We start from the raw sequence: 23,646 nt of genomic DNA, 5'->3' as shown, positions 1-23,646 counted from the left end.
ACTCGATCTCAGACCATAAGCTAAGCATGCTGATGATGATGTGGTCAGCGACCGTACGCACAATCTGAGGGAGGCATGATGAGCACGAAGGTCGAAGAAACCGTTGTAGTGAATCTTCCAGTGACGACCGTGTACAACCAGTGGACGCAGTTCGAGGAATTCCCCCAGTTCATGGGCGGCATCAAACAGATCACGCAGCTCAGCGACGATCGCCTGGAGTGGGTCGCGGAGATCGGCGGCATCCGGCGCCAGTGGGAGGCGAAAGTCCTCGAGCAGGTGCCCGACCGCAAGGTTTCGTGGGCTGCGACGGAAGGTGCAACCAACGTAGGCACCGTATCCTTCGAGGACCTCGGCGGGACCACCCGTGTCAATCTCGTCCTCGAGTACGAGCCCGAGGGACTCATCGAGAAGGTCGGCGACAAGTTGAACGTCGTCGAGAACCAGGCCAAGGCGGACCTGCAGAAATTCAAGGAATTTATCGAGTCCGAAAGCTACGCCACCGGTGCGTGGCGCGGATCCGTCGCCGGCACGGCGGGAACCCCGACTGTGGATGATGCTGCGGCATCACGCGGTGACAGCGGCAAGGCCGGCGTCTCCGGCAAGGTTGCCGCCGGAGTGGGCGTCGCAGCGGCGGCCGCGGTTGCGGGCGTCGCCGCGGCAGCTGCCGGCAAGAAGCACGACGAGGAGACCGCGGTCGAATCTGCCCCGGTCGAGTCGGTGCCCGTGGTCGACTCCGCACCGGTGGTGCCGGAGTCCACGCCGATCATGGTGGACGACGACGTCATCGATGTCGATCCTGTTCCCGCCGTCGACGGCGTCCCGGGAACCGGCGTCCCTTCGGACAGCGCGGGGCTCCAGGACGACACGTTCCTGGACGGCAACGCGACCGACCGCAGGGGCTCCCTCTAGCTCCACCTGGTGCAACGCAGTGGGCCGGATCCCCCGTGGGGATCCGGCCCACTGCCGTTTCATCCACCGTGACCCCGAGCCGGAGGGCTGGCATCGGGGTCGGAGCCCCAGCCGCAGCCCGGTCGGCATATCTCATCGGGAATCCGGCTTAGTCGAGCATGGCCGACAACCTCCGCTTGTGCGCATTAGCAGGACGTTCCGGATCAGGACATCCTTCAGCGTGTTGTCTCGGAAGGAGGAGCGGCGGGCAGACCCGGCAGGGCGCTCGCGCTCCTGTTCCTCCCACCGTTCGAGCTCGACGGAGACGCGGTCACAGTCGTCGGGTGTCTAGAGCCCGTCGGGCCCCGGTTCGCCGGTGATCACGATGCGTGTGACGGGCAACGAGGGGTTCGGCCCGAAGGCGATGCCGCTCGGCAGCCCCCCGTTCAGCACGATCTGCGCACCGAGGGCGGCGACCATGGCGCCGTTGTCGGTGCAGAGCGACGGCGCCGGCACGGTCAGGGTGATGCCCGCAGCGGCGCAGCGCTCGGCAGCCACCTCGCGCAACCGCCGGTTCGCCGCCACCCCTCCCCCGAGCAGCAGGTTCGAGATGCCGTGCTCCTGACAGGCGAGGACGGCCTTCATGGTGATGATGTCCACCACGGCTTCCTGGAAGGACGCGGCGATATCGGCGACCGGAATCTCGAGTCCGGCGGCCTCGTACTGCTCCACGCTGCGCGCGACCGCGGTCTTGAGCCCACTGAAGGACCAATCGTAGCGATGCGGTCCGGGCTCCTCCGCCGTACCCATGTACTTGGGTTGCGAGAGGCCGCGGGGGAAACGAATGGCTTTCGGGTCGCCCTCCCTGGCCAGACGATCGATGGCCGGGCCGCCCGGGTAGCCGAGGCCGAGAATGCGCGCTGTCTTGTCATAGGCCTCGCCCGCGGCGTCGTCGATCGTGGATCCCAGCAACTCGACGTCGCTCGCGATGTTACCGACGCGGAGGATCTCCGTGTGCCCGCCTGAGACGAGGAGCGCGCCCAGGTTCGGCGGCAGGCCGTTCGCGAAGGTCCCGCCGAGCATCCCGACGCCCACGTGCGCCACGAGGTGGTTGATGGCATACAGCGGTTTGCCCGTGGCGACGGCGAGCGCCTTGGCGGCGGAGACACCGACCATCAGGGCTCCCGAGAGACCCGGACCCGCGGTGACGGCAAGGGCGTCGATCTCATCGAGGGTGACCCCGGCGTCGTCGAGCGCCGCCTGCAGGGTCGGCACGAAAGCTTCGAGGTGGGCACGCGAGGCGATCTCGGGGATGACGCCACCGAAGCGCACATGCTCGTCCATCGAGGAGGACACCGTATTGGTCAGCAGCTGAGTACCGCGGACGATACCGACGCCGGTCTCGTCACAGGAGGACTCGATCCCCAGGACCAGGGGCTGCATGGCTGTCATGGCGTGGTGCCTCCGCCGTCCGACAGGACACGTCGCATGACCCAGGCGTCCACGCCGTCGCGGTAGTAGGTCTTCCTCGTGTGGATCTTCTCGAAGCCGAACCTCGTGTACAGCTGCTGAGCGCGCGGGTTGTCGGCACGGACCTCGAGCATCACGTTGTCGGCCCCACGGCGGCGGGCCTCATCGAGCAGTTCGGTGAGCATGGCCCGCCCGATGCCCTGACCCTCGAAGCGGGGAAGCACGCCGATGGTCTGGATGTCCGCCGTCGTGTCGATCACCATGACACCCGCGTATCCGACGGCCCGGCCATCGACCTCCGCCACGATGTACCGTCGCGTATCCGTCCGGGAGAACTCGGCGTAGAACATCTCGAGAGGCCAGGCGTCGGTCGGGAACAGCTCGTTCTCGAGCCGCCCGATCATCTCAATGTCCTCGAACGCGAGGTCCCGCAGCGTGAAGTTCACGCCGTCGCCCGCTTCCGTGGACCGGGGACCCTGGCATCGGAATCACGCAGGTACAGCGGCGTGGTGTCCGGCAGTGGCTCGCCGGCGAGCAGCCGCGATCGGGCGACCCGGCCAAGCGACACGGCGTCAGGGTCAGCGGCGGCGAACGCCTGGACCCCCTCGACGTCGTCCGGGTACAGGCTCGCAGCACGGCCCACCAGCGGCTGACCCTTCGGGAGGGTGCTCGCCGCGCCTACGTGTGGACCTCTCACCAGTTCCGGGAGCCGGCGGCCGGAGGAAGCGGGAGCTCGGTACGCCGCCCAGTAGACCTCTCCCCGGCGCGCATCCGTGCCGACGAGGAAACCGCGCCCGTCCGCGAGGACGCCGCCCGCCACGGCGTCGTACGCCAGCGCTTCGAGGCTCATGACTCCGTGGAGCGGGACGCCCCACACGAAGCTGAGAGTCCTCGCCGTGACGAGTCCGGCGCGCAGGCCCGTGAACGGACCCGGTCCCACTCCGGCGACGACGGCATCGAGGTCGGAGCCCGAGACACCGGCATCGGCGAGGATGCGCTGCACGGCCGGGGCGAGGACCTCGGCATGCGAGCGGGTGTCGGCACTGCTGAACCGGGCGACGACGACGTCGTCGTGCAGGAGCGCGACGGTTGCCGCGGCGGAGGTGTCGAGGGCGAGGAGAAGCACCGGTCCAGCCTAGTCGAGCGCCAGTGCCGGCTGCCGTCCGAGCCAGCGCGGACCGAAGCCTGAGAGGGTGACGCTGCGTACCTCGTCCTCGCCGTCGTCGTCGAACGTGGTGGTCAGGGCAGCGGGGAGACCCCCTGAACCGCCACCGAGGGGGCGCCCTATGTCGATGTGGAGCCGGCTTTCGCTCAGGTGCTCCACCCGGCCCCTTCCCCACTCGACGACGGTGACGTTGGCCGCCATGGTTGCCTCGAGGTCGAGATCGTCCACGGCGGCAGCGCTCTCCAGCCGGTAGGCGTCGACGTGGACGAGGCCCGGTCCGCCGCCCACCGCCGAATGCTGGCGCACGAGCACGAAAGTGGGCGAGATGATCCGATCCGCGACGGAGAGCCCCCGCCCGAGTCCCTGCGTGAACGTCGTCTTGCCGGCGCCCAGCTCACCGGACAGCACCAGCAGGTCACCCGGCCGGAGATGCACCGCCAGCTTCCCGGCGAGAAGCTGCAGCTGCGCGGCCGAGCGGACCTCGAACGCGGCGCTCCACTCAGGCATATCCATCAGCGGATTCCTCCCGTGGTGCCTCGAGGTACACCCTCTCCACGCGGTTGCTGATCCGGGTGACGATCTCGTAGTTGATCGTCTGGGCAGCGGCAGCCCAATCCTCGACGGCAGGCGAGTCCGTTCCGCCGAACAGCACCGCGCGCTTCCCCAGCGGACTGTCCGGGGTATCGACCAGGCCCGTGGTCCCGAAGTCGATCACGAGCTGGTCCATCGCGATCCGCCCGACCACGGGATGGATGCGGTTGCCGACGAGGACCGGCGCTCCCGTCGCGATGCGGGGCACGCCGTCACCGTAGCCGACCGGGATCAGCCCGAGCGTCGTCGGCTTGTGCGTCCGGTAGGCGTACCCGTAGGACACGCCTTGCCCCGCGGGCACCTCCTTGCAGTTCGAGACGACGGTGCTGAAGGTCATCACGGGTTGCAGGCCCAAATCGGCAGAGCCCTGGTCGGAGAAGGGTGAGAGTCCGTAGATGCCGAGTCCCACGCGCACGAGGTCGAAGTGGCAGTCGGGGCGGGAGAAGGTGGCCGGGGTATTCGCGAGGTGCCTCACTTCGACGTCGATCCCCGCGCTCTCCGCGGCGGCGACCGCTTCGCGGAAGGCCTGCACCTGCAGGTCGGTTTCGGGCCGGGCGGGCTCGTCGGCGACGGCCAGGTGCGAGAAGATCCCGACGACGCGGATCAGCCCCGCCTCCTGGTACTCCACGGCCCGGGCCAGCAGGGCGTCCCACCTGTCCGGTGTGCAGCCGTTCCGTCCGAGGCCCGTGTCGATCTTCAGGTGCACGATGGCGGGCCGCTCCAACTCGCGCGCGGAGGCGACGACGTGCTCCAGTTCCCAGCCGGAGATGCCAATGTCCAGCCCATGCTCGACGCCGGCCGTGAAGTCCGTGCCCGAGGTGTGCAGCCAGGCGAGGATGGGTGCCTCGATGCCGGCCTTTCTCAACGCGACGCCCTCGCTGACATGGGCGACCCCGAGCCAGGCCGCTCCGGCCTCGACGGCGGCGCGTGCGACCGGCACGGCTCCGTGCCCGTATGCGTCCGCCTTGACGACGGCCATGACGCGGGCAGGGTGCGCGACATCGCGCAGGTGCCGGATGTTGTGCCGCAGGGCGTCGAGGTCGATCTCTGCAGCACGCTCGGGGAAAGTCACCCCGCCATTCTGCCAGCTTGCCCCCTGCCCGCCCGGACAGGCCGTCGGCTTGCGCGGACCCGGACCGACCGGAAGGATCGACGACGTGTTCGATTCCCCGACCCCTCCGTCCGGCTGCGTCCTGCCGGCGGACGACGGGCGGCCGTGCGGCCGCGTCCTCGGTGACGCCCCCTTCGCGCTCTGTGCGGCGCATGTGGCCCTGGTGGCCGAATGGTCGGATGCGCTCTGGGGAACCACGGATCTGCTACCCAGCCCCTGTCGGGCCTGCGGCTCGAGGCTCGGTGTCCGGTATCCGTCCGGCTGGGCCTGCGCGGCCTGCGAGTGGCGCGTCGGCGACATCCTCGACGACGGCCTCCCCCCGCCGCGCGTCGACGTCGTCTACTACCTCCGCTTCCGGGACCGCATCAAGATCGGTACGACGGCGAACCCGCGACAGCGCCTGGCGAAGATCTGGCACGACGAGCTCCTGGCGTTCGAACGCGGCGACCGGCTGGTGGAACACCGTCGGCACGTCCAGTTCGCAGCCTCCCGCCTCGATCGGTCGGAGTGGTTCACCGTGACAACGGAGCTAGAGGAGCATGTTCGGTGCCTCTCCGCGGGCGTCGACGATCCGTGGGCGCTGTACGCGCGATGGCTCGGCGAAGCAGCGGCGCTGCGTGGCTGAGGCACTTCCCATTCCCCTCGGATGGAGGCCGCTATGCCTGATGACCCTGAGCACCAGGATGTCGCTAGGCGAAGTCGGCTTTGTTGATGAGGCCGTGGACGCCCACGGTCCTGTCCACGACCTGGGATACTGCGAAGTCCGCAGCGGCGGAAAGATAGGCGTACGCGATGGCGCGGTCCATCCCTCGATCATTCTGGAGGAAGTCCAGGGCATTGATAATGGCCCGCCGCATGGCCACGTTCAGGTCCCCGGTGACTCCTCCCCCAGCGAGACCGTCCGGATCGGAGAGCCCGATCGGTATCCATGCGTCCTTCGTCTCGCCGAAGGGGTACGTATAGGCAACCGAAGGAGCATTTCCTGATCCGGGCTTGCACACGGTGAGCCGGAACGTGCCGCGTAGTGAACCTTCCATTGCAGTCAGAGCGACTTCGCCGTCACCCATGCCCATATGCGGGTCACCCACGTAGAACAGCGCCCCGTCTGCCTTCACGGGTAGGTAGAAAGTGGATCCGGGGCCCAGGTGGCGGATGTCGATATTGCCTCCGCCGAGCGTGGGCGGTACAGAATTGGCTTCCGGTGATGTCAGTCCATCGGACTCGGCGAACGCGACACCCATCATTCCCAGGAAGGGACGTAGGGCGAACCTCACTTTCATGTCACCACTGGTCATCACTGCCTTGCCGTCTTCGATGGCCGTGAACACCGAAACGTTCCCGTAGTCCGAGGGGATACCTGATGCCCTGTTGTCAGTAGTGACGGGAGGCATCACTTCCTCGAGGGTGATGCCCGCCGGTGGTAGGACGTCCGGTTGCACGGCAAGGCCACCTTTGCCGTGCCTGCTGGATACCACGCCGTATGGCACGCGTGGAATTGCTTCGAGGGTCTCGATCTTCAGGACATCACCTGGTTCCGCTCCCTCGACTGCTACCGGGCCGGTGACGATATGGGGGCCGTCCTTGTCGAAGTTCCTGGGCGTCCTGTTGTACTCGGCCGCGATGCTCACGGCGTCCTGAAGGATGCTGCTTTCCGGCACACCGAGCCCACCGAAGTACTCGAGCGGGTTCCGTCCCTGGTCTTCGAGGATCCCCTCGTGGGACAACGCATCGATCGTGACGGTCTGCCCTGAGCGGATCGACAGCACCGGAGTGGCATGCACCGTAGGTACATACCCCCACAGGACGTCCTCCGGGGTCGACGCCAGGTACGCGTCGCCGGAGATGGTTCCACTGTTGGGTTGAAGGATCTCCCCGAACCCGCCCGACGGCGTGCTCCCCGCGGCCCCTGACGCGGTCCCCGCAGCTGAGGCGGTCCCCGAACCGCCGGGCGCCGCCGCCTGCGTACTGGTGCACCCCGTCGCCGCCGTCAGCGTCCCGAACGCCGCGACAACCCCCATGAACCTGCGCCTGCCAAGACCACTGACCAGGGTCTCCGCTGCATCCCGACCAAAATTGTCACTCACGATGATCTCCTCCACGCGCGTTGAAGAGCCGACCGTACCGAGTGCTCATTTCCTGAGGATTTCGGCCAGAAGTCCGAAAGGACCCAAGCGGTGAAGCCCTCGGTGTGGTGGGAGCCTCGAGCAGAGTGGCCGGACTGATGGACCGGGCTGCAATCACAGCTGCAGTCGGTGCATCACCCTTCCACCGTTTCCTTCACCGGGACGATGGCGAGTCCGCCATGACGCGTGGGGTTATAGCTGCAGCGATGCTTACCGCCGCCTGACCACAGACCGCCGAGAAACATTCACAGAAGGTTATTCGAGTCCACAGATCACCGGTAACCGCCGTGACAACATCGGATCCATGCCTCGCAGTCGGATATCTACTGTCAGGCACAATTCTTGGGACTTCCGTCCCACTGTCCAGGCGTTCATGCGCTTCTACGAATGAGCGGATGAGGATCTCTGCATCTGCGTCAGTCCACCGGACGTCCGGCTGGGCGTCGTCCACCTGGAAGTCGAGCCCCGCGTACTTGTTCGTCTCAACTTCCACGTCGTAGTCGGTTCGACTGGAGGGGGGCTCCAGGCCAAGTTGTGTCCTGGCGTCGGGGTCCTCAAATCTCCAGGCACAGACTGATGACTCTGCATTGGACGCAGCGTCGGGTGTGTCGACGAAAACAGCCGCACCGAATTCACCGACACCTGCCGCATTGGCTATCAACTCGCCGAAGATATCGCTGCACAGGGTGGGAAACGGTCCGTCGGACGAGACGTACTCGACCGACGGCGATGTCGTTGGTGCTGCGGCAGTGGCTGGGAGCGGGACCTGGATTGAGTCGGACGTGGCTATCGACGAGGGGTCCGGGTTCACCCCGGGTCCGCTGGAGCATCCCGCTAAAGCCACGGCGACCAACGTTGCTGGAAGGAGATGCCGTGCGGTTGCGAACATACCCACAGAACTTTCCAAGGTCCCCCACCTCCGCTGATGTCCCAGATAGTACACCTACCCCATTGGGGACTCTGCAGCTTCCAGCGTCGGGCGGCGCACCTCCAGGTGGCATGCGCCTGAACGACCCCCGGCAGGACCGCGGCGAAGCGTGCGGCCTCAGCGTGAAGGTCCGCTACGCACTCACTGCCGTCTAATCGACGCCCGGCTCCTCGACCTCACCGAGGTACTGGATGGTCAGAACCGGACTGTCCGTCCCGTCGGTCCCGGCGACCAGTGCGACGTAGACCTGCTCTCCCTCGAAACCGGATGCGACGTAGTCGTAGCTCTTCCAGGCAGGGTGTTCGGCGGCGCCGTGCCAGGCGATGTGTAGTAGCAGGTCCACCCACCCGGTATCAGCCGGCAGGCCCGTGAACCCCAGGGAGTCGATAATGGTCTTCTCGACGGCTACCGGGCACAGGAAGTACCTGCTGGAGGCGTAGGGGCTGATGTCTACCAGGGTCCCGTCCTCCAGCGCCTGGCGCCGATGCGCTCCCGCGTACTTCTCCGGCACCTCGCTGGTGACCTGATGCTCCAGCAGGTCGACCTGTTCGGTCGTGGGCATCCCTTCCGGATACAGGTACGCGTTCACGCGCGACGCCGGGTCGTAGGGTACGAACCATGCCGGCGCCTCAGGATCCTGACCGTCCGGGGCAGAAAAGTATGTCTCCTCCAGCACTGTGCCGTCGCCAAGCAGACCGATGGTCATCCGGTCGAGGTTCACTGCGCCCAGGTTCGTGTCGTATTCGGCGTCGGCGTGCCGAATACCCTTCCTGGCGAAGCAATAGGCAGCAAGTTCATGGGCGAAGGTGCGGGGGCTGTCCCATCCGAGTTCGAACTCCGCGGCCACCTCGGCCGCTACGACCGCGAATCGCTGCATGAAGTCAGCTGTGTAATGGCGCCGGTACGCCGAGGGCAGCATGGACACCACGTTCGCCCCGGCCGAGGTGATGTACCCCTGCACGTCCGTGCCGGCGGCCTCGATCGTGCGCAGGGCGAAGATGTCGTCGAAGATCCCGGACAGGACGATGGGTACCGACTGCCGTAGCGCTCCGCGGAGGAGTTGCGCGAGTACCAAAGCTTTCAGGCGGTCCTCGGGTGAGTCGTAGTTCGACGCCGGCAGCTGGCCGTCCTCGTCGAGCTGCATCCGGCCGATGCACGCGCCCTGCAGTTCGGGGCCGCCGAAGTAGCCGAACAGGCTCAGATCGATACCCTCGAGCTTCCGGCCCTCGTTGATCAGCTCGATCTGCTGGGGCGTCAGGTTCTGCGGGTCGATACTCGGCGTCACTGTGCTCCTTGATCTGCGGTGGCGCCAGACTAACAGCCGGGACCCATCATGGTGCGCGCGTTCATTCGGCCGTCACCTGATGCTGGGGAGGGTGTCCGGTGCAGGAAGCCGAGGAGCCAAGATTAGTAGTTGAAGTGCGTGGTCACGGGGGCTGGTTGTCCGATGGATGCCAGAATGCTAGCGGCGAGGTCACGCAGTTTCATGTTCCGGGTCGATGACGCCGAGCGCAGGATGTCCATGGCCTGGTCGTGGCTGCACCGGTTCTGCGCCATGATCGCCCCGGCGGCCAGATCGATAGTGGTGCGTGAGGTCATCGCTGCTTCAAGGTTCCTCGTGGCGTCGGTGAGTATCGCGATGCGTACTGCCAGGCGCAGCGACTTCGAGGCGTCCCGGGCGATACCTTCCGCAACAGAGATTCCCTTCTCATCGAAGGCGTTGGGTTCCGTGGAGTAGAAGTCCAGGCCGGCACTTGCGCCGTCGTCGAGCCGGACAGGGATTCCCAGCGCAGAGCGAATACCGAATGAGGCGATAGCCCGGCGGTACTCGGGAAACTCGGACTCTGTGAGGAAGTCCCGGATGTGGACCGTGTAGTCCTCCCGGGCGGCACGCAGGCAGGGCCCGTCATCGAAACCGTACTGGACCTCGTCCATCTGGCGGGCCCTCTCGCTGCTGCTGGCAACGGTGACTTTCGATCGGGGGCGAAGCAGAGTGATACCGCAGAACACCTCACCGTGAGACCCGGAGAACGCCGAAGCCGCGATTTCTGTCAGCCCTGTCAGGAACTCCTTGACGTCCTGGCTATCCAGGACCACGTCCTGCAACACGGCAGCAAGCGGTTCATCTTCGGTTTCCCGGCCAAGCTCTTGTTCATCAGGCATAAACAGGCACCCTACATCAGGCCAGAACGACGAAGCTTCCCCAACGATCCCTTGAGAAATTACGTAGTCCTCGGTGGGCCGACACCAATAGCCACTAGGACGACAGCGGGAGAGTACGCCGGCCCTCAGTGATGAAGTGGATGCCAACGCCGCGCTATTCGCCGAAGACGCGTGCAGCGGGTCGGTCAGAACTAAGCCGGAGCTGCGAGCTGCCAGTTCACCCCGAAGCGATCCTGTACCCAGCCGAAGGGCCCGAAGCCGTAGTCACCGAGCGGCATGTGCTCGCGACCCTCAACCGCCAACGCGGTGAATAGTCTCTGCTGCTCATCGATCGAGGGGCAGTCGATCCACAGGGAGATAGCAGGACTGAAGTTCCACTCATGAGTGAGCGCACTGTCGCTACAGCGGAACTTCTGGCCGGCCACTATGAACTCGGCAAGAAAGATCGTGCCCTCATCCCCGAAGTCACCGAGTCCGCGACGTTGCTCGAAAAGGATCTGGCCGTCGTCGAATAGTTCCACGTACATGATCATTGCTTCAGCAGCGCTACTACCGGTGGCAGGTTGAAAGGTCAGAAATGGTGTTGCCTGCATCGTCTTGGTCTCCGTTCAACGAGATAGTGGTCAAATCATGTGCCCGATAGGTCAACCCCGGTACCGCCTGCGCCGTCGGAAACGATGGTTGCGCCATCGACGAGCACCGAGGTCGACGCAGCCTGGTCCGGAAGACTCGGTAGCATCACGATTGGGCGGCGTCGTGCACGAGGATGGCGATCTGCACCCGGCTGGTGACGTCGAGTTTGGTGAACAGGCGTGAGACGTGGGCTTTGACTGTCGCCTCGCTCATGAACAGGGCCGCAGCCACCTCGGCATTGGAGGCACCGGCCCCGATCGCGGCGGCAACCTCACGTTCGCGCTCGGTGAGCAGGGTAAGCCGATGCGCGGCCATCCGGTGGCGTTCTGACGCCTGGGCATCGTTGAAGTGGGAGAGCAGCGTACGGGTGACGGACGGTGAAAGGATCGCCTCGCCGGAGGCGACGAGGCGCACGGCATTGATGATGTCGGCGGGCGGGGTGTCCTTGACCAGGAACCCGCTTGCGCCGGCCCGAAGCGCGTTCATCACCTGCTCGTCGGCTTGGAAGGTGGTCAGCACGATCACCTGCGGCGGTGGGTCGAGCCGGCGCAACTCGGCCGTGGCGGTAATACCGTCCATCTCGGCCATACGGATATCCATCAGCACCACATCGGGTCGGTGCTCGCGCACCGCCGCCGCGGCGCGGACGCCGTCGTCCGCTTCACCTACGACCTGAACATCCTCGGCCGACGACAGAATCATCCGCAATCCAGCACGCACCAGCGGGTCGTCGTCGACCAGAAGTACCTTCACCGTCACCATCGCAGCTCGGCGTCCACCACGAAGTCCCCTGAGCCATCGGGGCCGTGCACGAGGGTGCCGCCGGCCAGTGCGACCCGTTCCTGAAGCCCGAGCAGACCGGCACCCGCACCTGGCAGTGCCGGTCCGGCGTGGGCGTGGAGCGGCTCGCGGTTGCGGATGCTCACGTGCAGGCCGGCACCAGGTGCACCGGTGACCCGCACCGTCGTGGCAGTGCCATTGGCGTGCTTGCCGATGTTGGTGAGTGACTCCTGCACGATGCGAAAGGCATCGCGTCCCAGTCCGCTCGGGACCATCTCGGGGTGTTCGACGTGCATCTGGAAGTCGATGTTCGCGCCGGCTCGGCGGGATTCCTCGACGAGGCGCCGTATGTCGGACAGGGTCGGCTGTGGAGCGGGTGGCCCCGACTGCTGGCCGGGTTCTTCCCGGAGCAGTCCGATGACATCGCGTAACTCCTCGAGCGCCTGGCGGGCGGTGGAGCGCAACAACTCGGCGGTCTCGCGGATCTTCGCCGGTGGCAGGTCGGGCCGGACCTCCAGCGCACCAGCGTGCAATGCCAGCAGGGAGATGCGGTGGGCGAGTACGTCGTGCATCTCCCGGGCGATCCGGGTGCGTTCCGCCATTCGCGCAGTGTCTTCATGCAGACGCTGATCGGCTTCCGCCCGCAAGGCACGCTCCTGCAGGGTGAGGAGAAGCTGCCGTCGGGCCCGGATGAACATGCCCCACGCGGTAACTGCGAGGGCCAGTGGAGTGACCTGCAAGAACACCGTCAGGGGGTCGGTGGTAGGGCTGTAGGCGGCGAAGAGCAAAAGGGACGGGATCCACAGCACAACAACGAGAAGCGACGACCGGACCGGGCGATGCACCGCGAGGGAGGACAACGCCAGGAGCCCTGCTGGCGTTGCAGAACTCGAGAACGTCCCCAACAGGAGACAGATGAGCGCGACGGCGAGCGCCCAACGCCGCCGCCACCACAATGAGACGCAGGCCAGCGCTCCACAGGAAACGTCGACGGCAACCTGCATCGCCGACAACGTCTCGGCGCTGTCGCGCAGATCCGGGCTCAAGAAGAGCGCCCCCAGCACGGCGCCGACACAACAGGCGACGGCGTCGACGGCCCTGTCCCGGCCGGTCCGTACGCCGGTCGAGTCCAAGTGGGGCAGCGTGCTCGGGGCCAGCAGTGACGCCGGCCGCACGAGCTCGACCCACAAACGGGGCGGCGACTCGGACATGAGCCCAGATTAGAGGCTCCTTGGCGGGAACAACAGCGACCAACGTCGATGCGACTGCGACGAAAGGCGGTACCCGCTGGGTCCATGAGCCGTCCTTTCGGACGAGGAGTCCTAGCCTGCCGGCCGATGTGCGGTGCCCTCCCCTTCAGCCACCGTTGAGCCATGAACACAACAGCTGGTCGAGGGCCGGCTACCTCAGCCGGCACAAAGGCGTTTCGAAACCGTGGACGGTGACCCAGCAACTCCCCGCGCCACATCGGCCGATCGAACAGAATCAACCAAAGGAACATGAACATGTCACTGCATGCCGCAACCCCCCGCCAGACCGACCGCCATCCCGGAGCCCCGCTTCCCGGAAAAGAGCGACCCACCGAGGCAGAGTTGCCTACCTTCCGCTTGCACATGATGCGCGGCGGCTACCTCCTCATGGCAGTAGGCCTCGTCATCGTCAAATGGCCGCTCCTCCTCCAGGCCGCGTCGTTGCCCCTGATGGACGGCGTAGTCCTCTGCCTTCTGACAGCCATGTCACTCCTGGCACTCCTGGGCCTCAGATATCCCATCAAGATGCTGCCGATCCTCTTGTTCGAGGTGATCTGGAAAGTGCTCTGGCTGGGCCTCGTAGCCCTGCCCCACCTCATTGCCAACGACATGAATAAAGCCACTTCCGACATGCTCTTCAGCATTCTCTTCGTCTCCGCCATCCTGGTTGTCACTCCCTGGGACTACGTCTGGAAGCACTATGTGAAGGCACATGGAGACAGCTGGGGTCGAACCGCCTTACGCCGCGGGTCGAGCCACTCGCCCAGGTAAATGAAGAGGCGCTTCCACTCAGCCCATGTCGCCCGTCCTGGTTCAGGCTGGGATGACGATGACCTTCCCTGAGATGCGACCGGTGCTGGCCTCGGCATGGAGGGCGGGCAATTCCGCGAGCGGGATCCGGCGTGTCACCTCGACGGTGAGTGCGCCGTCGTCGACGAGGGACACCAGCTGAGCGAGCCGGTCACGGTTGGGCAGGACGAACACCGTCCGCGTTTGCACCCCTCTGGTGTCGTCGCCGGGCGTGGACATGAACGCTGTGGTACTCACGACGATCCCGCCGTCGCGCACGGCGGCGACGTACTCGGTGAATTGCTCCGGATCGATCGGTGCGAGGTTCAACAGCACGTCGACCTGCCCGTCGAGGGCGCCGAGCAGGTCCGTATCGGTGTGGTCGATGATCTGGTCCGCGCCGGCTGCGCGGACGGCATCGATGCTGCGCGGGCTGGCCGTGGCGATGACGTGCACATCTGCTCTTTTGGCGAGTTGGATGGCGTATTTACCTACGACGCCGCCGGCGCCGACGATCAGGACCCGCTGGCCCGCCTCGAGCTCGCCCTCGTCGAAGAGCGCCTGCCACGCAGTCAGTGCGACAGAGGGCAGCGCCGCTGCATCGGCCAGCGGGATACTCGTCGGGGCTGCGACAACAGCGTCCGCCGGTGCTAGGACGTACTCGGCTGCTCCGCCGTCGCGCTCCATCGGCAGGAAGGCGATCACCGGGGCGCCTACCGCCAGCCCATCCACGCCCGCGCCCACTGCGTCGATGGTGCCTGAGACGTCGTAGCCCGGCACGTGTGGCAGCTCGATCGGGATCGGAAGGAATCCGGCTCGCATGCCATTGTCGGCCGCGTTGAACGCGGACGCCTCAATGCGCAGTCGTACCTGCCCGGCAGCCGGAGCGGGCTGCTCGATCTCGCCGTACTGGAGGACCTCAGGTCCGCCGATTTCCTGGAACTGAATTGCCTTCATAGTCTTTCCCTTCGTCATGTGCTTCAAGTTCGAAGCAGATAGGAAAAGCGTACACCACTTCGAGTTCGAAGCAACCCCCTATGATCGAACGATGACTGAACAGCCTGCTTCCCTGACGCCGACACAACTGAGCGCCTATTTCGCCCTGACGGAAGTAAGCAGCCTCCTGCGCCCCGCAGTCGAGAAACAGCTTCGAGATGTCGGCGCCCTGAGTTACGTCCAGTTCCAGCTCCTGGCGCGCCTGGGCGACGCCGTCGACGGCCGCTCGCGTATGACCGACCTCGCCGACGGGGTGGTCTACAGCCGCAGCGGCCTGACCTACCAGGCCCAATCGCTCGAGGAGCGGGGTCTGATCACCCGCTCCCCCTCGCCCGACGATGAACGCAGCACCATCGTCGCCATCACCGCTGCAGGCAGGGACGTACTCCAGGCGGTATTCCCCGGGCATATCGAAGCCGTCCGCGAACTGCTCTTCACCCCTCTCAGCGACGACGACGCCAGCGACCTTGCTCGCATCCTCGGCCAGGTCAGCGCCCACCTGCGAGCAGCTCCACCGCGCTCAGCGGCCCGCCGGCGGAAGACATGATTCCTGCGGCAGCCGGGAATGAACGAGCGGGGTGAGCAGACCTGCATGTCGCCGCCGTCGGCCTCGGCCGATGTCGAGGATGCTGGTGCCTTGCTTCCGGTCTCCGCTCGCGGCAGCAGAAGTTCCGCACCTGACCCGTTGACCGACCCGCCTACCTGCACAACACCCGCCCGCAAGCGCGCTGGTTCCGGCTAGGACTGTTGGGGCGTCCAGCCCAGCGGTAGCGGCCCGTCCATGGTCCCCCGCTCGGTATCTGCCAGTGCTGACCAACCCTGTGCTGCTTGCTGTGTGCGGAACGCGCCTTTTGCCAGACGAAGGCCGACGTCGGAATGGCTCATCCCGGGCGCTCCGCCCCGCCGGGTGGACGCGCGGACACTCCACCGCTTGTCGGCGAAACCACCTCCGCGGAAGACCCGGTAGTTCCCGTACCGCGCTGGGTCAAGGAAATCCCAGCACCACTCCCAGACGTTCCCGAGAGTGTCGTGCAGCCCGAAAGCGTTGGCCTGCCGCAACCCGACCGTCTGAGGTTCTTCCACCCGATCATCGGCAGTCCATGCAATGAGCTCGAGTGGCCCGTAGTGCGGCCCATCGGTACCAGCACGGCAGGCATATTCCCACTCGGCTTCCGTCGGCAACCGGTACCCGGAAGCGCCGGTCTGCCATGTCGCACTGCCCTCATCCAGTACGTAGGCAGGTTCGAGCCCATCCATCATCGATCCCGTGTTGCAGAACCGGATCGCGTCCATCCAACTCAGGTCCACCACGGGCGAGAAGACAGCCGATTCACCAGGGCCCATTACCTGCGCGTACTGATCCCTGGTGACCGGAACGACACCCAGCTCGAATGGCTCGAGCTCCACGGACCAGTGGCGTCGGCGCCGTGCGTCATGCAACTCCACTTGCCCCGCCGGCAGCAGACGAAAATCGGGAGCAGTCATTCCGCAATGCTCCACGGAGTACGACAGCACGACAAGCCACCGATCAGCCCACACCAGAACCTGTTCGATGAGGGATCCTTCTGCGGGACGGAGCAGGCAATCAATTCGCGGTGAACCGGGTGAATGCCCAATTTTGAAGCTCGGGGTCGCGTGCGGCTTGAACCGACGGTTGTCTGCGAGTACGGGGTGAGCCGGGAACCTGTCTTCGGTGTTCCTTCGCTGTTCCTTCGCGGGTATAGCCTGCTCCGGTTTAGTCCTGGTGATCAGAATCGATACAGAAGCACCGGAACCCGCTGGGGGACCGGGAACACCACCGGCACGTCTCACGGAAAAAGGTCTCATCATGGCACGCATCTCCCGCACCTCCGGCCTCTCGATGAAGACCACGTCCGGTAAGGTCCTCGCGTCCGTCGCGTTGCTCGGCGTGGCAGCATCGGTGGCGGGCCTTGGCACTTACGGTTCCTTCACCTCGACGACGTCCGCCAGCGAGACGGTCACCGCCGGCACGGTCGACGTCCGGCTCGGTGCTGCGGGCACGGACGCGAATCGCCTCACCATCGCCGCTACCGGCGTTGTGCCGGGCGACACGATCCAGCGCGCCGCGACGCTCACCAACGCGGGCAACCAGAACTTCGGTGGCGTGACCCTGAGCACCACCGCTACCGGTACGGCCTCGAAGCTCACCAGCGACCCGGTGAACGGCCTTCAGGTCGCCGTCGACGCGTGTAGCCTCCCCTGGACCGAGACCGGCACCGCGCCTGCCTACACCTACACCTGCTCCGGCTCCGTCTCTTCGGTCCTGCCGTCCCGCGCGATCATCGGCACGGATATCGTTCTTTCGAGCCTGCAATCGATCACGACGTCGAGTGCTGACTACCTGCGCGTGACTGCCACGCTGCCTACGGCTGCGGACAACTCGTTCCAGGGTTTGACGAGCAGTGTGAACTTCGCATTCACCGCCACCCAGCGCGCAGCCACCAGCCGCTGATTTCTGTCAGTCACCGCGTAAGCCACCGCAGGTGTTCCTCCGGAGAGATTGCGGTGCTCCACCGATGATCGGTTCATCACGCGAAAGGACGGAGAGGGCGGTGGCGCTGACCGATGATGCGCCGGTCGCCGACGGGCTGGCGGGACAACAGTGGTCCGGACCCAGGGTGACGCAAACGAGGCAGTGGAGCCGTGGCTCGCAACTCTTGAGCGTAACTACATGCAGGAGGATGTGCCCTCAACCCGCCCCACCTTCATGCACACCTTCCACCGGCCGTCCCCCATGTTGAATCTTGAGGGAAACTTCGAGTCCTGCTCGGCGTCCGAGCCGCTCTCACCCATGAGACTGGAGGGTATGACCACGTCCGGCGCCTCGACCAGTGACAGAACCAGGGGACGAGCACGCTCGCCGTGGTCTGAAGGGCGTCGCTGGTTCACCATCATCCTGGTATCCGTGACAGCACTTATCGGTGGACCCGCACTCGCGCAGGCTTCCTTTATCAACACCGCCAACGCCGTGGCGACGGTAGGAACCTATGACATTCCCGCGTCGGCGTCCATGTCAACCTCAGTTGACTGCACCAAACGAGCCAATGAACGCACGATGACCATCACCATCACAGGCTTCGCCCGCGTCGATAAGGCCACCTCCTACACACTTACCTTGAGCGAGTCCGGCACGAACTCCGCGCCCACGACGATGAACCTCACCGCGACTCAGACCACCGCGACAATCAGGCAGACCACAACCCCATCCGCATCCGGCAGATTCACCCTCAACCTCACCGCGCGAGTCGGGACATGGGTCAGCAACACATCCCTCACCCAGACCCTCACCTGCCCCTGACCCCGGCAGTTCCTGAAGTTCATGCCATCGGAACTGGTTGGGTCACGCCCGGCGCCTGTGCCTGCGTGCCCGAGTTGCGTGATCATCGCGGCGAGGCGTCGTAGGACTCGGGCGGAGCGTCAACGCCTGCACTCCGAGCGCTTTCTCCGGGTGCACGCTCGCAATGCTCGACGACGAACTGCCATCAGGAGGCCTCGCAGCCCCGGCACCCCTACGGCTGCGCGGCCAAAGGTCATGCCGGGACGGTGAGCCCCTGCAGCCAGGTTCGCCAGGCAGGTTCTTCGCGCCGCACGTAGTCCTCCGCGTCGGCGGAGAACAGGTACGCCCGCACGCCCGCCGTCGCTGTGCTGTCGCCCTCGGCATAAGCGAAGATGCTCAGCATCCCGGGCACCGGCGCGGTGAGCCGGACCAGCGTCTGCCGCTCGGCAACACGCTCGACCCTGCCGGTAGCACCGCGCACCTCGACCGTCTCACCCTCGGCGCCCAGCCCAAGCGCATTGCTCAGGGTCACCCAGATCGCCTGCGCGTCGCCGGGGTGGGAGGCCGTGGCCTCGAGCAGTGTGGCCTCCTGCCCGGGGAAGTGCGAGAGGTAAAGGCGCAGGTTGTCGAAGAACGGTATCCAGTTGGGACCCATGTCCTCCCAGAACTCCGACTCCCAGGCGGCACCGGTTCCAAAGCCACTGCTGGTAACGCGCACGACGCAGGTGCCCCCGGATTGCGCCTCGACGAGGAACTCCGACGTGAGGGGGCTGAGCGCTTCCGGGTCCTTGCCCATGAGAGCGGCCCAGTCCTCCTCGTAGACGAGACGGCGCGGCGGATCCCAGCCGGTGACCTGCCCGTCCGAACCCATCTCAGGACCCATGGTGAAGTGCAGGGAGCCACCCTCGCGCTCCTCCATCTCGGTCGGCAGGAACCAGGCGCTCATGCCCTTGGCGGTGGCGATGGCCTGCCAGACCTGTTCCGGGGTCCCGGGGACCTCGACGCTGAATTCCAGGCGGTACGGGACGTTCGGGATAGTACTCATCGGTTCTCCTCAACAAGGGGGTGTGCGGCGACGACGAGCCGGTGTGGGCGCCCGTCGTCATGGTGGTAGCGAGCGGCCAGGTCGAGCACCGCGGCGGTCAGGTCGTCGGCGAAAGCAGCCCGGTCGGCGGCCGACCGGAAACCGATCTGCGTATCGATGGTCAGCGTCGGCAGACCCTTACCGGACGCACCGGCCCTGCGTGCCAGGGCGCCGACCTCGCGAACCAGCCGGCCGGCCAGCGCCACGAGATAACCCGCCGACAGGTGGTCGCCGTTGGAATCCGGATCAGCCGCGGCCGCACTTACAGCCGCCGGGGACACGACGTACGACGCGGCGGTCGCCCGCAGCACCCGTTCGGTGATGCCCCCGTGACGGCGCTCCTCGACCAGCTCGAGCAGGCCGTGCGTCTCGAGCGCCTTCAAGTGGTAGTTGATCTTCTGGCGTGTTATGCCGACTCGGGCGGCGAGCCCGGCGGCGGAGTCTGGAACGGCCAACTCGCCGAGCAGTCTGGCCCGGACCGGATCCAGCACGGCGGCAGCTGCCTCCACGCTTTCGATAACTTCGACGTCATGCATGTCACCATCGTGATCTTGACAATAAAAGTTGTCAAGGCCTCGGCTCCCTTATGTCATAGTCGCTTGTGGACATCTGGTTGGAGGTCGGGTGGCAAGTCGACCGAACCGAAGGATGCCGCGACGGTCCCGAGGTGACCGAGGCGATCGAGGCGACCGAGGCGACCGAGGCGACCGAGTGGAGGCTTACTGCCGTGCCTGATGGAGACGCTCATCCAACGCCTCGAGATCGCCGATTGCCGCCCGTAGCAGCGCTTGCTTGTCACCCAACCCGGAATCGACCTGCTCCGCCGGCAGGATCGTCGGGGTCTCCCCCGGTGCTTCCTCGACGGCAGAGAGGATCTCGACTACGTCAGCTGCAAGGGTTTCCCTGACCTCCTCGAGCGAATCGAGCTCGTTGTGCATGGGAGGAGGGCTTTGCGCATGCGGGTCGTGAAGGGACATGATCGGGTCTCATTTCTGTGGTGGGGAGCGCACGAGGGGCACAACCACCGGACAGACGAGTTGTTGCCCAGCGTGCTGTGCCCGTGTGCACCTTCGTCGTTTCCCCACTGTCAACCGTAACGGCCCCATCGACCACGCCATTGCATCCCTGCGTCCCGGCATAGGTGACGGGTTCCGATGCGTGTTCGGAGAGGGCGGACCCAAGACTCTCCGGTTGGATGCAGAGCTCGCCCTTCATGTGGGCACTCTCGTACCGATGGTGAGAAGCCGCATCCGCGGCGGGCTGCACAGGTTGGCTGCTCGCCTGAACGAGAAGACGCGCCTTCAGTAGTGGGTATCGCTCAGGTGTGCCGCGCCCGGCCATGGCGGTCCATCGCCACGGTTTTTGGAGGACCTCCTTGCTCGGCGACGGGGTCCTCGCTGCTTCTGAGCAGAGGATACGGTGGGTACGGGGGAGAAAGTAGGTGCACGTGGATACATCACAATGGACGACCAGTCGCTTATTGAGTACTGCTGCCCGAATGAACGACCACCATCAGGACCAGCGTCTGACGGACCTGGACATCACGCATGTAGGCGCGACGACGTTGGAAGTCCTGTCGGACAATGGGCCGATCACTCAGGTGCAGCTTGCCACTTTGGTACATGTCCAGGCTCAGAGCATCGGGCGAGTTCTCGAAAGGCTCGAGTTCAAGGGACTGGTATCCAGGACGCGTGACGCCTTGGATTCACGGTCGATACGAACCCGCATTACGGCGAGAGGACGAACTCTTCTCCACCGCATCGATCAATTGACCAACCCCCCGGCTGAATCGTCTGCGCTGTCTGATCAGATCCTTCGAAACCAACTGATCGCCGTCATCAAGCGGCTTGAAGCTACTCCAGCCTGACGAGGACTTCCATGTCCCCCGATGAGGGGCGTGTCCTCAGGAGAAGCTGCCAGTTGCCGGGCGGGTCTAGTCACCACCACAGCGCTGTGTTGAACTGGACTGCGGCACCACCAGGTATGAGACCCTAACTGGTGCAGCTACAACAAGTGCGGAGCGCCGAAGTACGGGTGCGCCGCACTTGTTGCATGAAAAATGTCCTTGTCCCCGCGAGGAGCGGTCGTAGCACGTGCCGGGGCGGTAGCTGGTGAAGGCTTCGCGTCGGAAGCCGAGCTACTTGCCGCAGACGAGCCACTTCATCATGGAGTGACGTCTCAATGACGTCGGAGTGAACCACTCGCCGTCCATCGCCCTTCGGAATCTCTTGCCTCGGAGTGGCCTGACTGATGAGCTCTGCGTGCCGTGCAGGTCTGTCCATCGCTCACCGACTTACGGGCAATTGACGCCGTGCGCAACCTGACCTTCGCCATGAACCTGAGCGTGTACGGCTACATCGCCGCGCCCGGCGATGACTTCGGCTGGAGCCGAACGAGCGACGAGCTGTTGCAATGGTGGTCCGACCGGGTGGGGGCGACGGGCCTGGCGATGTACGGGCGCAAACGGTGGGAGACGGTGAACTCGCACTGGTCGACCGCCGACCAGCAGGCTCAAGGCCGACGACGACGGCTCGATGGACATCGGCGGTGCCACACTCGCCGCGGCGGCCATGCGGGCCGGCCTGATCGACGAGTAGGTGATCGTCACCCACCCGGTCCTGGTGGGCGGCGGCACGCCGTTCTTCACCGCCCTGGACAACTGGGTGAACCTGAGCCTGGTGGAGATCCGACGTTTCCCGACGGCGTGGTCCTGACCAGGTACGAGACCAGGCGCTGATTGCCCGACATCGGGATACGACCCGTCTCACGCTGACGCACGACGGGCTCGGAACTGCGGTCACCGCCTATCCTCCTGGCTGCACACCCGCCTCCTCTACCTTGAAGCACTCCTGGATCAGCCACCACTCATGGGTGACTTCTGGTCAACATACGATGAGCTTGCCGAGTCATAGGCCATCGGAGCTGTTCACCCTGCAGTAGGTCCACGCTGCTCGGAAGGATAGGTGGCTGTAGCCGGGCTATGATCGCTCGTTCATCCCATGCTCTTCGCGCCGTCCAGGGACTCGCGAATGATGTCGGCGTGACCGGCGTGCTGGGAGGTCTCGGCGATGATGTGTAGCAACACCCGCCGGGCTGACCAACGCGCGCCGGACTCGAACCATGGTGCCTGAGGTAGCGGGTGGTCGGCGTCCAGGTCGAGAGTTCCCGCCAGCTCGTCGGTGCGGCGCGCCACGTGCTCGTAGCGTTCCAGCAGCGCCGCCACCGTCACGCCGGTTGGCACGGCGAACCGCGGGTCCACCGTCCCGCCCCGCTGGGGGCCTCCACCGCCGGCAGATTCGGAGGGGTCTTCCTGCTCCTGCTCGTTCCCTTCCTTGCCGTCGCTCATCGCGTCGGGGCCGCCCAGGATGAATGCCACCCAGCCCTCCTCAGTGTCCGCGACATGCTTGAGGAGCCCACTCAAAGTCAAGGCACTGGCCGTGGTGCGCAGCCCGGCCTGCTCGTCGGTCAAGTCACGAAGTGTCAACCGGAAGAAGTACCGATGTTTGGCCAACGTCTCCAACAGGTCCGACCGCTCCCTGCTGTTCGTCGTCGTGCTGGTGGTTCCGGTGGTGCTCACAATATCCGGCCTCTCGTAGGGTCCAATAAACAGAACGATAGGTGCCTTGGAGGTCAGCTTTCGACCTGAATTGCTAGACATTTGCCAATATGGCGATCACGAGCAAATGGACCGTCATCGGCAAGGTCGGTGCAGCTTTCCTGCCACAACTGCTCATGCCTCGCCCGGGCGCCGCGCCCGTTCCGGCTCGGAGCTGGCTGGTCGTCAATCTTCAGACACCGATCGAACCAGCTCGGGCTGTGCTTGGCGTGCCGGTTCAGAGCCTCGGCTCAACCCCTGACCTGCATTCACGCGAGCCGGCACAGTCGCAGTCATATCAGATAATTCACTGGCCGTTGCGTGCCGGTTCCCAAAACGGCAAGGCCAGCTTCTCAAGGACCGCACCCCATCTCGTCCTGATCCCCCGCCAACTCGCCCGGGCGAGGCACTCTGACTCTCCCGCCACTGCTGCCCCTTCTGTGTCTTGCAGCCCTGTCTTTCAAGCTGGGGTTCCGAAACGCAGCAGGGATGAAAGCGACACCCTGATCATCAGGTATTGCTCCTGTGTCAGTAAAGGGGCGGGAAACAACAAAATCAGGGAACAAAAGACTAGGCCACTTAGCAAAAGGGGAAACAAAAGAATCTAGGCTCCTTAGTAAACAGCACTTTGAAAGCACTTGCGCTGACCAACCCATAGGTGATTACTCGCCAGTACGAGATGAGACACCTACCATAGGTGAATTGGGTGTGGCTGGGGTCACATAGGGGAAGCCCTATCCCATTTCCGGGCCGACCGGAACGCAGCGTTGAGTTCCGGATTC

The 23,646-nt window shown here is 65.2% G+C and carries 25 protein-coding genes and 1 pseudogene; 8 read left to right on the top strand and 18 right to left on the bottom strand.

What is annotated here, in order from left to right; genetic code table 11:
* Positions 1–108 precede the first annotated feature (108 nt).
* A complete protein-coding gene (locus RCH21_RS00130; protein WP_442784637.1) occupies positions 109–909 on the top strand; it encodes an SRPBCC family protein in 801 nt (266 codons plus the stop codon).
* Between the two features lie 327 nt (positions 910–1,236).
* Here the strand turns inward: RCH21_RS00130 and tsaD are convergent, their stop codons facing one another.
* From tsaD to alr, 5 genes are read right to left on the bottom strand one after another with little or no spacing between them, the layout of a single operon-like run.
* Complete coding sequence (tsaD, locus tag RCH21_RS00125) at positions 1,237–2,340, bottom strand: tRNA (adenosine(37)-N6)-threonylcarbamoyltransferase complex transferase subunit TsaD (protein WP_326962717.1); 1,104 nt, start codon at positions 2,338–2,340, stop codon at positions 1,237–1,239.
* Positions 2,337–2,804 (bottom strand): ribosomal protein S18-alanine N-acetyltransferase, encoded by a 468-nt coding sequence (gene rimI, locus RCH21_RS00120; RefSeq protein WP_407923746.1) that lies wholly within the window; start codon positions 2,802–2,804, stop codon positions 2,337–2,339. Before rimI ends, tsaD begins: the two co-directional genes overlap by 4 nt.
* Positions 2,801–3,484, bottom strand: a complete 684-nt coding sequence (gene tsaB, locus RCH21_RS00115; RefSeq protein ID WP_326962716.1) for a tRNA (adenosine(37)-N6)-threonylcarbamoyltransferase complex dimerization subunit type 1 TsaB — start codon at positions 3,482–3,484, stop codon at positions 2,801–2,803. Before tsaB ends, rimI begins: the two co-directional genes overlap by 4 nt.
* 9 nt (positions 3,485–3,493) lie before the next feature.
* A complete protein-coding gene (tsaE, locus tag RCH21_RS00110) occupies positions 3,494–4,036 on the bottom strand; it encodes a tRNA (adenosine(37)-N6)-threonylcarbamoyltransferase complex ATPase subunit type 1 TsaE (protein WP_326962715.1) in 543 nt (180 codons plus the stop codon).
* On the bottom strand, positions 4,023–5,186 hold the full coding sequence (alr, locus tag RCH21_RS00105; RefSeq protein ID WP_326962714.1) for an alanine racemase: 1,164 nt from the start codon (positions 5,184–5,186) through the stop codon (positions 4,023–4,025). Before alr ends, tsaE begins: the two co-directional genes overlap by 14 nt.
* Before the next feature lie 85 nt (positions 5,187–5,271).
* Here alr and RCH21_RS00100 point away from each other — a divergent pair, with 85 nt between their 5' ends.
* Complete coding sequence (locus RCH21_RS00100) at positions 5,272–5,850, top strand: GIY-YIG nuclease family protein (RefSeq protein ID WP_442784636.1); 579 nt, start codon at positions 5,272–5,274, stop codon at positions 5,848–5,850.
* Between the two features lie 64 nt (positions 5,851–5,914).
* On the opposite strand, the gene RCH21_RS00095 is transcribed toward RCH21_RS00100, so the two are convergent.
* The 7 genes from RCH21_RS00095 to RCH21_RS00065 form a co-directional block, all read right to left on the bottom strand.
* Positions 5,915–7,309 carry an acetamidase/formamidase family protein gene (locus tag RCH21_RS00095; RefSeq protein ID WP_326962713.1) on the bottom strand — a complete coding sequence of 465 codons (1,395 nt, stop codon included), beginning with the start codon at positions 7,307–7,309 and terminating at the stop codon, positions 5,915–5,917.
* 193 nt (positions 7,310–7,502) lie between these two features.
* On the bottom strand, positions 7,503–8,159 hold the full coding sequence (locus RCH21_RS00090; protein WP_326962712.1) for a hypothetical protein: 657 nt from the start codon (positions 8,157–8,159) through the stop codon (positions 7,503–7,505).
* 268 nt (positions 8,160–8,427) lie between these two features.
* The gene (locus tag RCH21_RS00085) at positions 8,428–9,561 is read right to left on the bottom strand and encodes a hypothetical protein (protein WP_326962711.1); all 1,134 of its coding nucleotides are present in this window, start codon (positions 9,559–9,561) and stop codon (positions 8,428–8,430) included.
* Between the two features lie 122 nt (positions 9,562–9,683).
* On the bottom strand, positions 9,684–10,439 hold the full coding sequence (locus RCH21_RS00080; protein ID WP_326962710.1) for a GAF and ANTAR domain-containing protein: 756 nt from the start codon (positions 10,437–10,439) through the stop codon (positions 9,684–9,686).
* Between the two features lie 191 nt (positions 10,440–10,630).
* Positions 10,631–11,032 (bottom strand): VOC family protein, encoded by a 402-nt coding sequence (locus RCH21_RS00075; protein ID WP_442784635.1) that lies wholly within the window; start codon positions 11,030–11,032, stop codon positions 10,631–10,633.
* Positions 11,033–11,177: 145 nt separating this feature from the next.
* Positions 11,178–11,834: a response regulator transcription factor gene (locus RCH21_RS00070; protein ID WP_326962708.1), complete on the bottom strand. Its 657-nt coding sequence runs from the start codon at positions 11,832–11,834 to the stop codon at positions 11,178–11,180.
* Entirely contained in the window at positions 11,828–13,063 is a 1,236-nt protein-coding gene (locus tag RCH21_RS00065; RefSeq protein ID WP_326962707.1) for a sensor histidine kinase, read from the bottom strand. Before RCH21_RS00065 ends, RCH21_RS00070 begins: the two co-directional genes overlap by 7 nt.
* A gap of 294 nt (positions 13,064–13,357) precedes the next feature.
* Between RCH21_RS00065 and RCH21_RS00060 the strand changes: the two genes are divergently transcribed.
* On the top strand, positions 13,358–13,873 hold the full coding sequence (locus RCH21_RS00060) for a hypothetical protein (RefSeq protein WP_326962706.1): 516 nt from the start codon (positions 13,358–13,360) through the stop codon (positions 13,871–13,873).
* Positions 13,874–13,915: 42 nt separating this feature from the next.
* On the opposite strand, the gene RCH21_RS00055 is transcribed toward RCH21_RS00060, so the two are convergent.
* Positions 13,916–14,848: an NADP-dependent oxidoreductase gene (locus RCH21_RS00055; protein WP_326962705.1), complete on the bottom strand. Its 933-nt coding sequence runs from the start codon at positions 14,846–14,848 to the stop codon at positions 13,916–13,918.
* A 91-nt stretch (positions 14,849–14,939) separates the two neighbouring features.
* Between RCH21_RS00055 and RCH21_RS00050 the strand changes: the two genes are divergently transcribed.
* Positions 14,940–15,434, top strand: coding sequence for a MarR family winged helix-turn-helix transcriptional regulator (locus RCH21_RS00050; protein ID WP_326962704.1), 495 nt, complete (start codon positions 14,940–14,942; stop codon positions 15,432–15,434).
* A gap of 191 nt (positions 15,435–15,625) precedes the next feature.
* On the opposite strand, the gene RCH21_RS00045 is transcribed toward RCH21_RS00050, so the two are convergent.
* On the bottom strand, positions 15,626–16,372 hold the full coding sequence (locus RCH21_RS00045) for a formylglycine-generating enzyme family protein (protein WP_326962703.1): 747 nt from the start codon (positions 16,370–16,372) through the stop codon (positions 15,626–15,628).
* A gap of 343 nt (positions 16,373–16,715) precedes the next feature.
* On the opposite strand from RCH21_RS00045, the gene RCH21_RS00040 reads away from it, so the two are divergent.
* Together RCH21_RS00040 and RCH21_RS00035 are read left to right on the top strand one after the other, a co-directional pair.
* The gene (locus tag RCH21_RS00040; RefSeq protein ID WP_326962702.1) at positions 16,716–17,360 is read left to right on the top strand and encodes a TasA family protein; all 645 of its coding nucleotides are present in this window, start codon (positions 16,716–16,718) and stop codon (positions 17,358–17,360) included.
* Positions 17,361–17,813: 453 nt separating this feature from the next.
* Positions 17,814–18,206, top strand: a complete 393-nt coding sequence (locus RCH21_RS00035) for a hypothetical protein (protein WP_326962701.1) — start codon at positions 17,814–17,816, stop codon at positions 18,204–18,206.
* Positions 18,207–18,438: 232 nt separating this feature from the next.
* Here RCH21_RS00035 and RCH21_RS00030 read toward each other — a convergent pair whose 3' ends face one another.
* The 3 genes from RCH21_RS00030 to RCH21_RS00020 all read right to left on the bottom strand — a co-directional run bounded on the left by RCH21_RS00030 (position 18,439) and on the right by RCH21_RS00020 (position 20,246).
* Entirely contained in the window at positions 18,439–19,230 is a 792-nt protein-coding gene (locus RCH21_RS00030) for an SRPBCC family protein (protein WP_326962700.1), read from the bottom strand.
* On the bottom strand, positions 19,227–19,805 hold the full coding sequence (locus tag RCH21_RS00025; RefSeq protein WP_120149521.1) for a winged helix-turn-helix domain-containing protein: 579 nt from the start codon (positions 19,803–19,805) through the stop codon (positions 19,227–19,229). The genes RCH21_RS00030 and RCH21_RS00025 overlap by 4 nt, the downstream gene beginning before the upstream one ends.
* 183 nt (positions 19,806–19,988) lie before the next feature.
* Entirely contained in the window at positions 19,989–20,246 is a 258-nt protein-coding gene (locus RCH21_RS00020) for a hypothetical protein (protein WP_120149522.1), read from the bottom strand.
* Positions 20,247–20,716: 470 nt separating this feature from the next.
* Here RCH21_RS00020 and RCH21_RS00015 point away from each other — a divergent pair, with 470 nt between their 5' ends.
* The gene (locus RCH21_RS00015) at positions 20,717–21,136 is read left to right on the top strand and encodes a MarR family winged helix-turn-helix transcriptional regulator (protein WP_326962699.1); all 420 of its coding nucleotides are present in this window, start codon (positions 20,717–20,719) and stop codon (positions 21,134–21,136) included.
* Positions 21,137–21,580: 444 nt separating this feature from the next.
* A pseudogene (locus RCH21_RS00010) lies at positions 21,581–22,006 on the top strand (dihydrofolate reductase family protein).
* A gap of 255 nt (positions 22,007–22,261) precedes the next feature.
* Here RCH21_RS00010 and RCH21_RS00005 read toward each other — a convergent pair.
* Positions 22,262–22,780, bottom strand: a complete 519-nt coding sequence (locus RCH21_RS00005) for a DinB family protein (protein ID WP_442784655.1) — start codon at positions 22,778–22,780, stop codon at positions 22,262–22,264.
* Between the last annotated feature and the right edge of the window lie 866 nt (positions 22,781–23,646).

The sequence above is a fragment of the Arthrobacter sp. PL16 genome, assembly GCF_035985055.1.
Lineage (GTDB): Bacteria > Actinomycetota > Actinomycetes > Actinomycetales > Micrococcaceae > Arthrobacter_D > Arthrobacter_D cheniae.
This window is presented reverse-complemented; position numbering and strand designations above follow the sequence as displayed.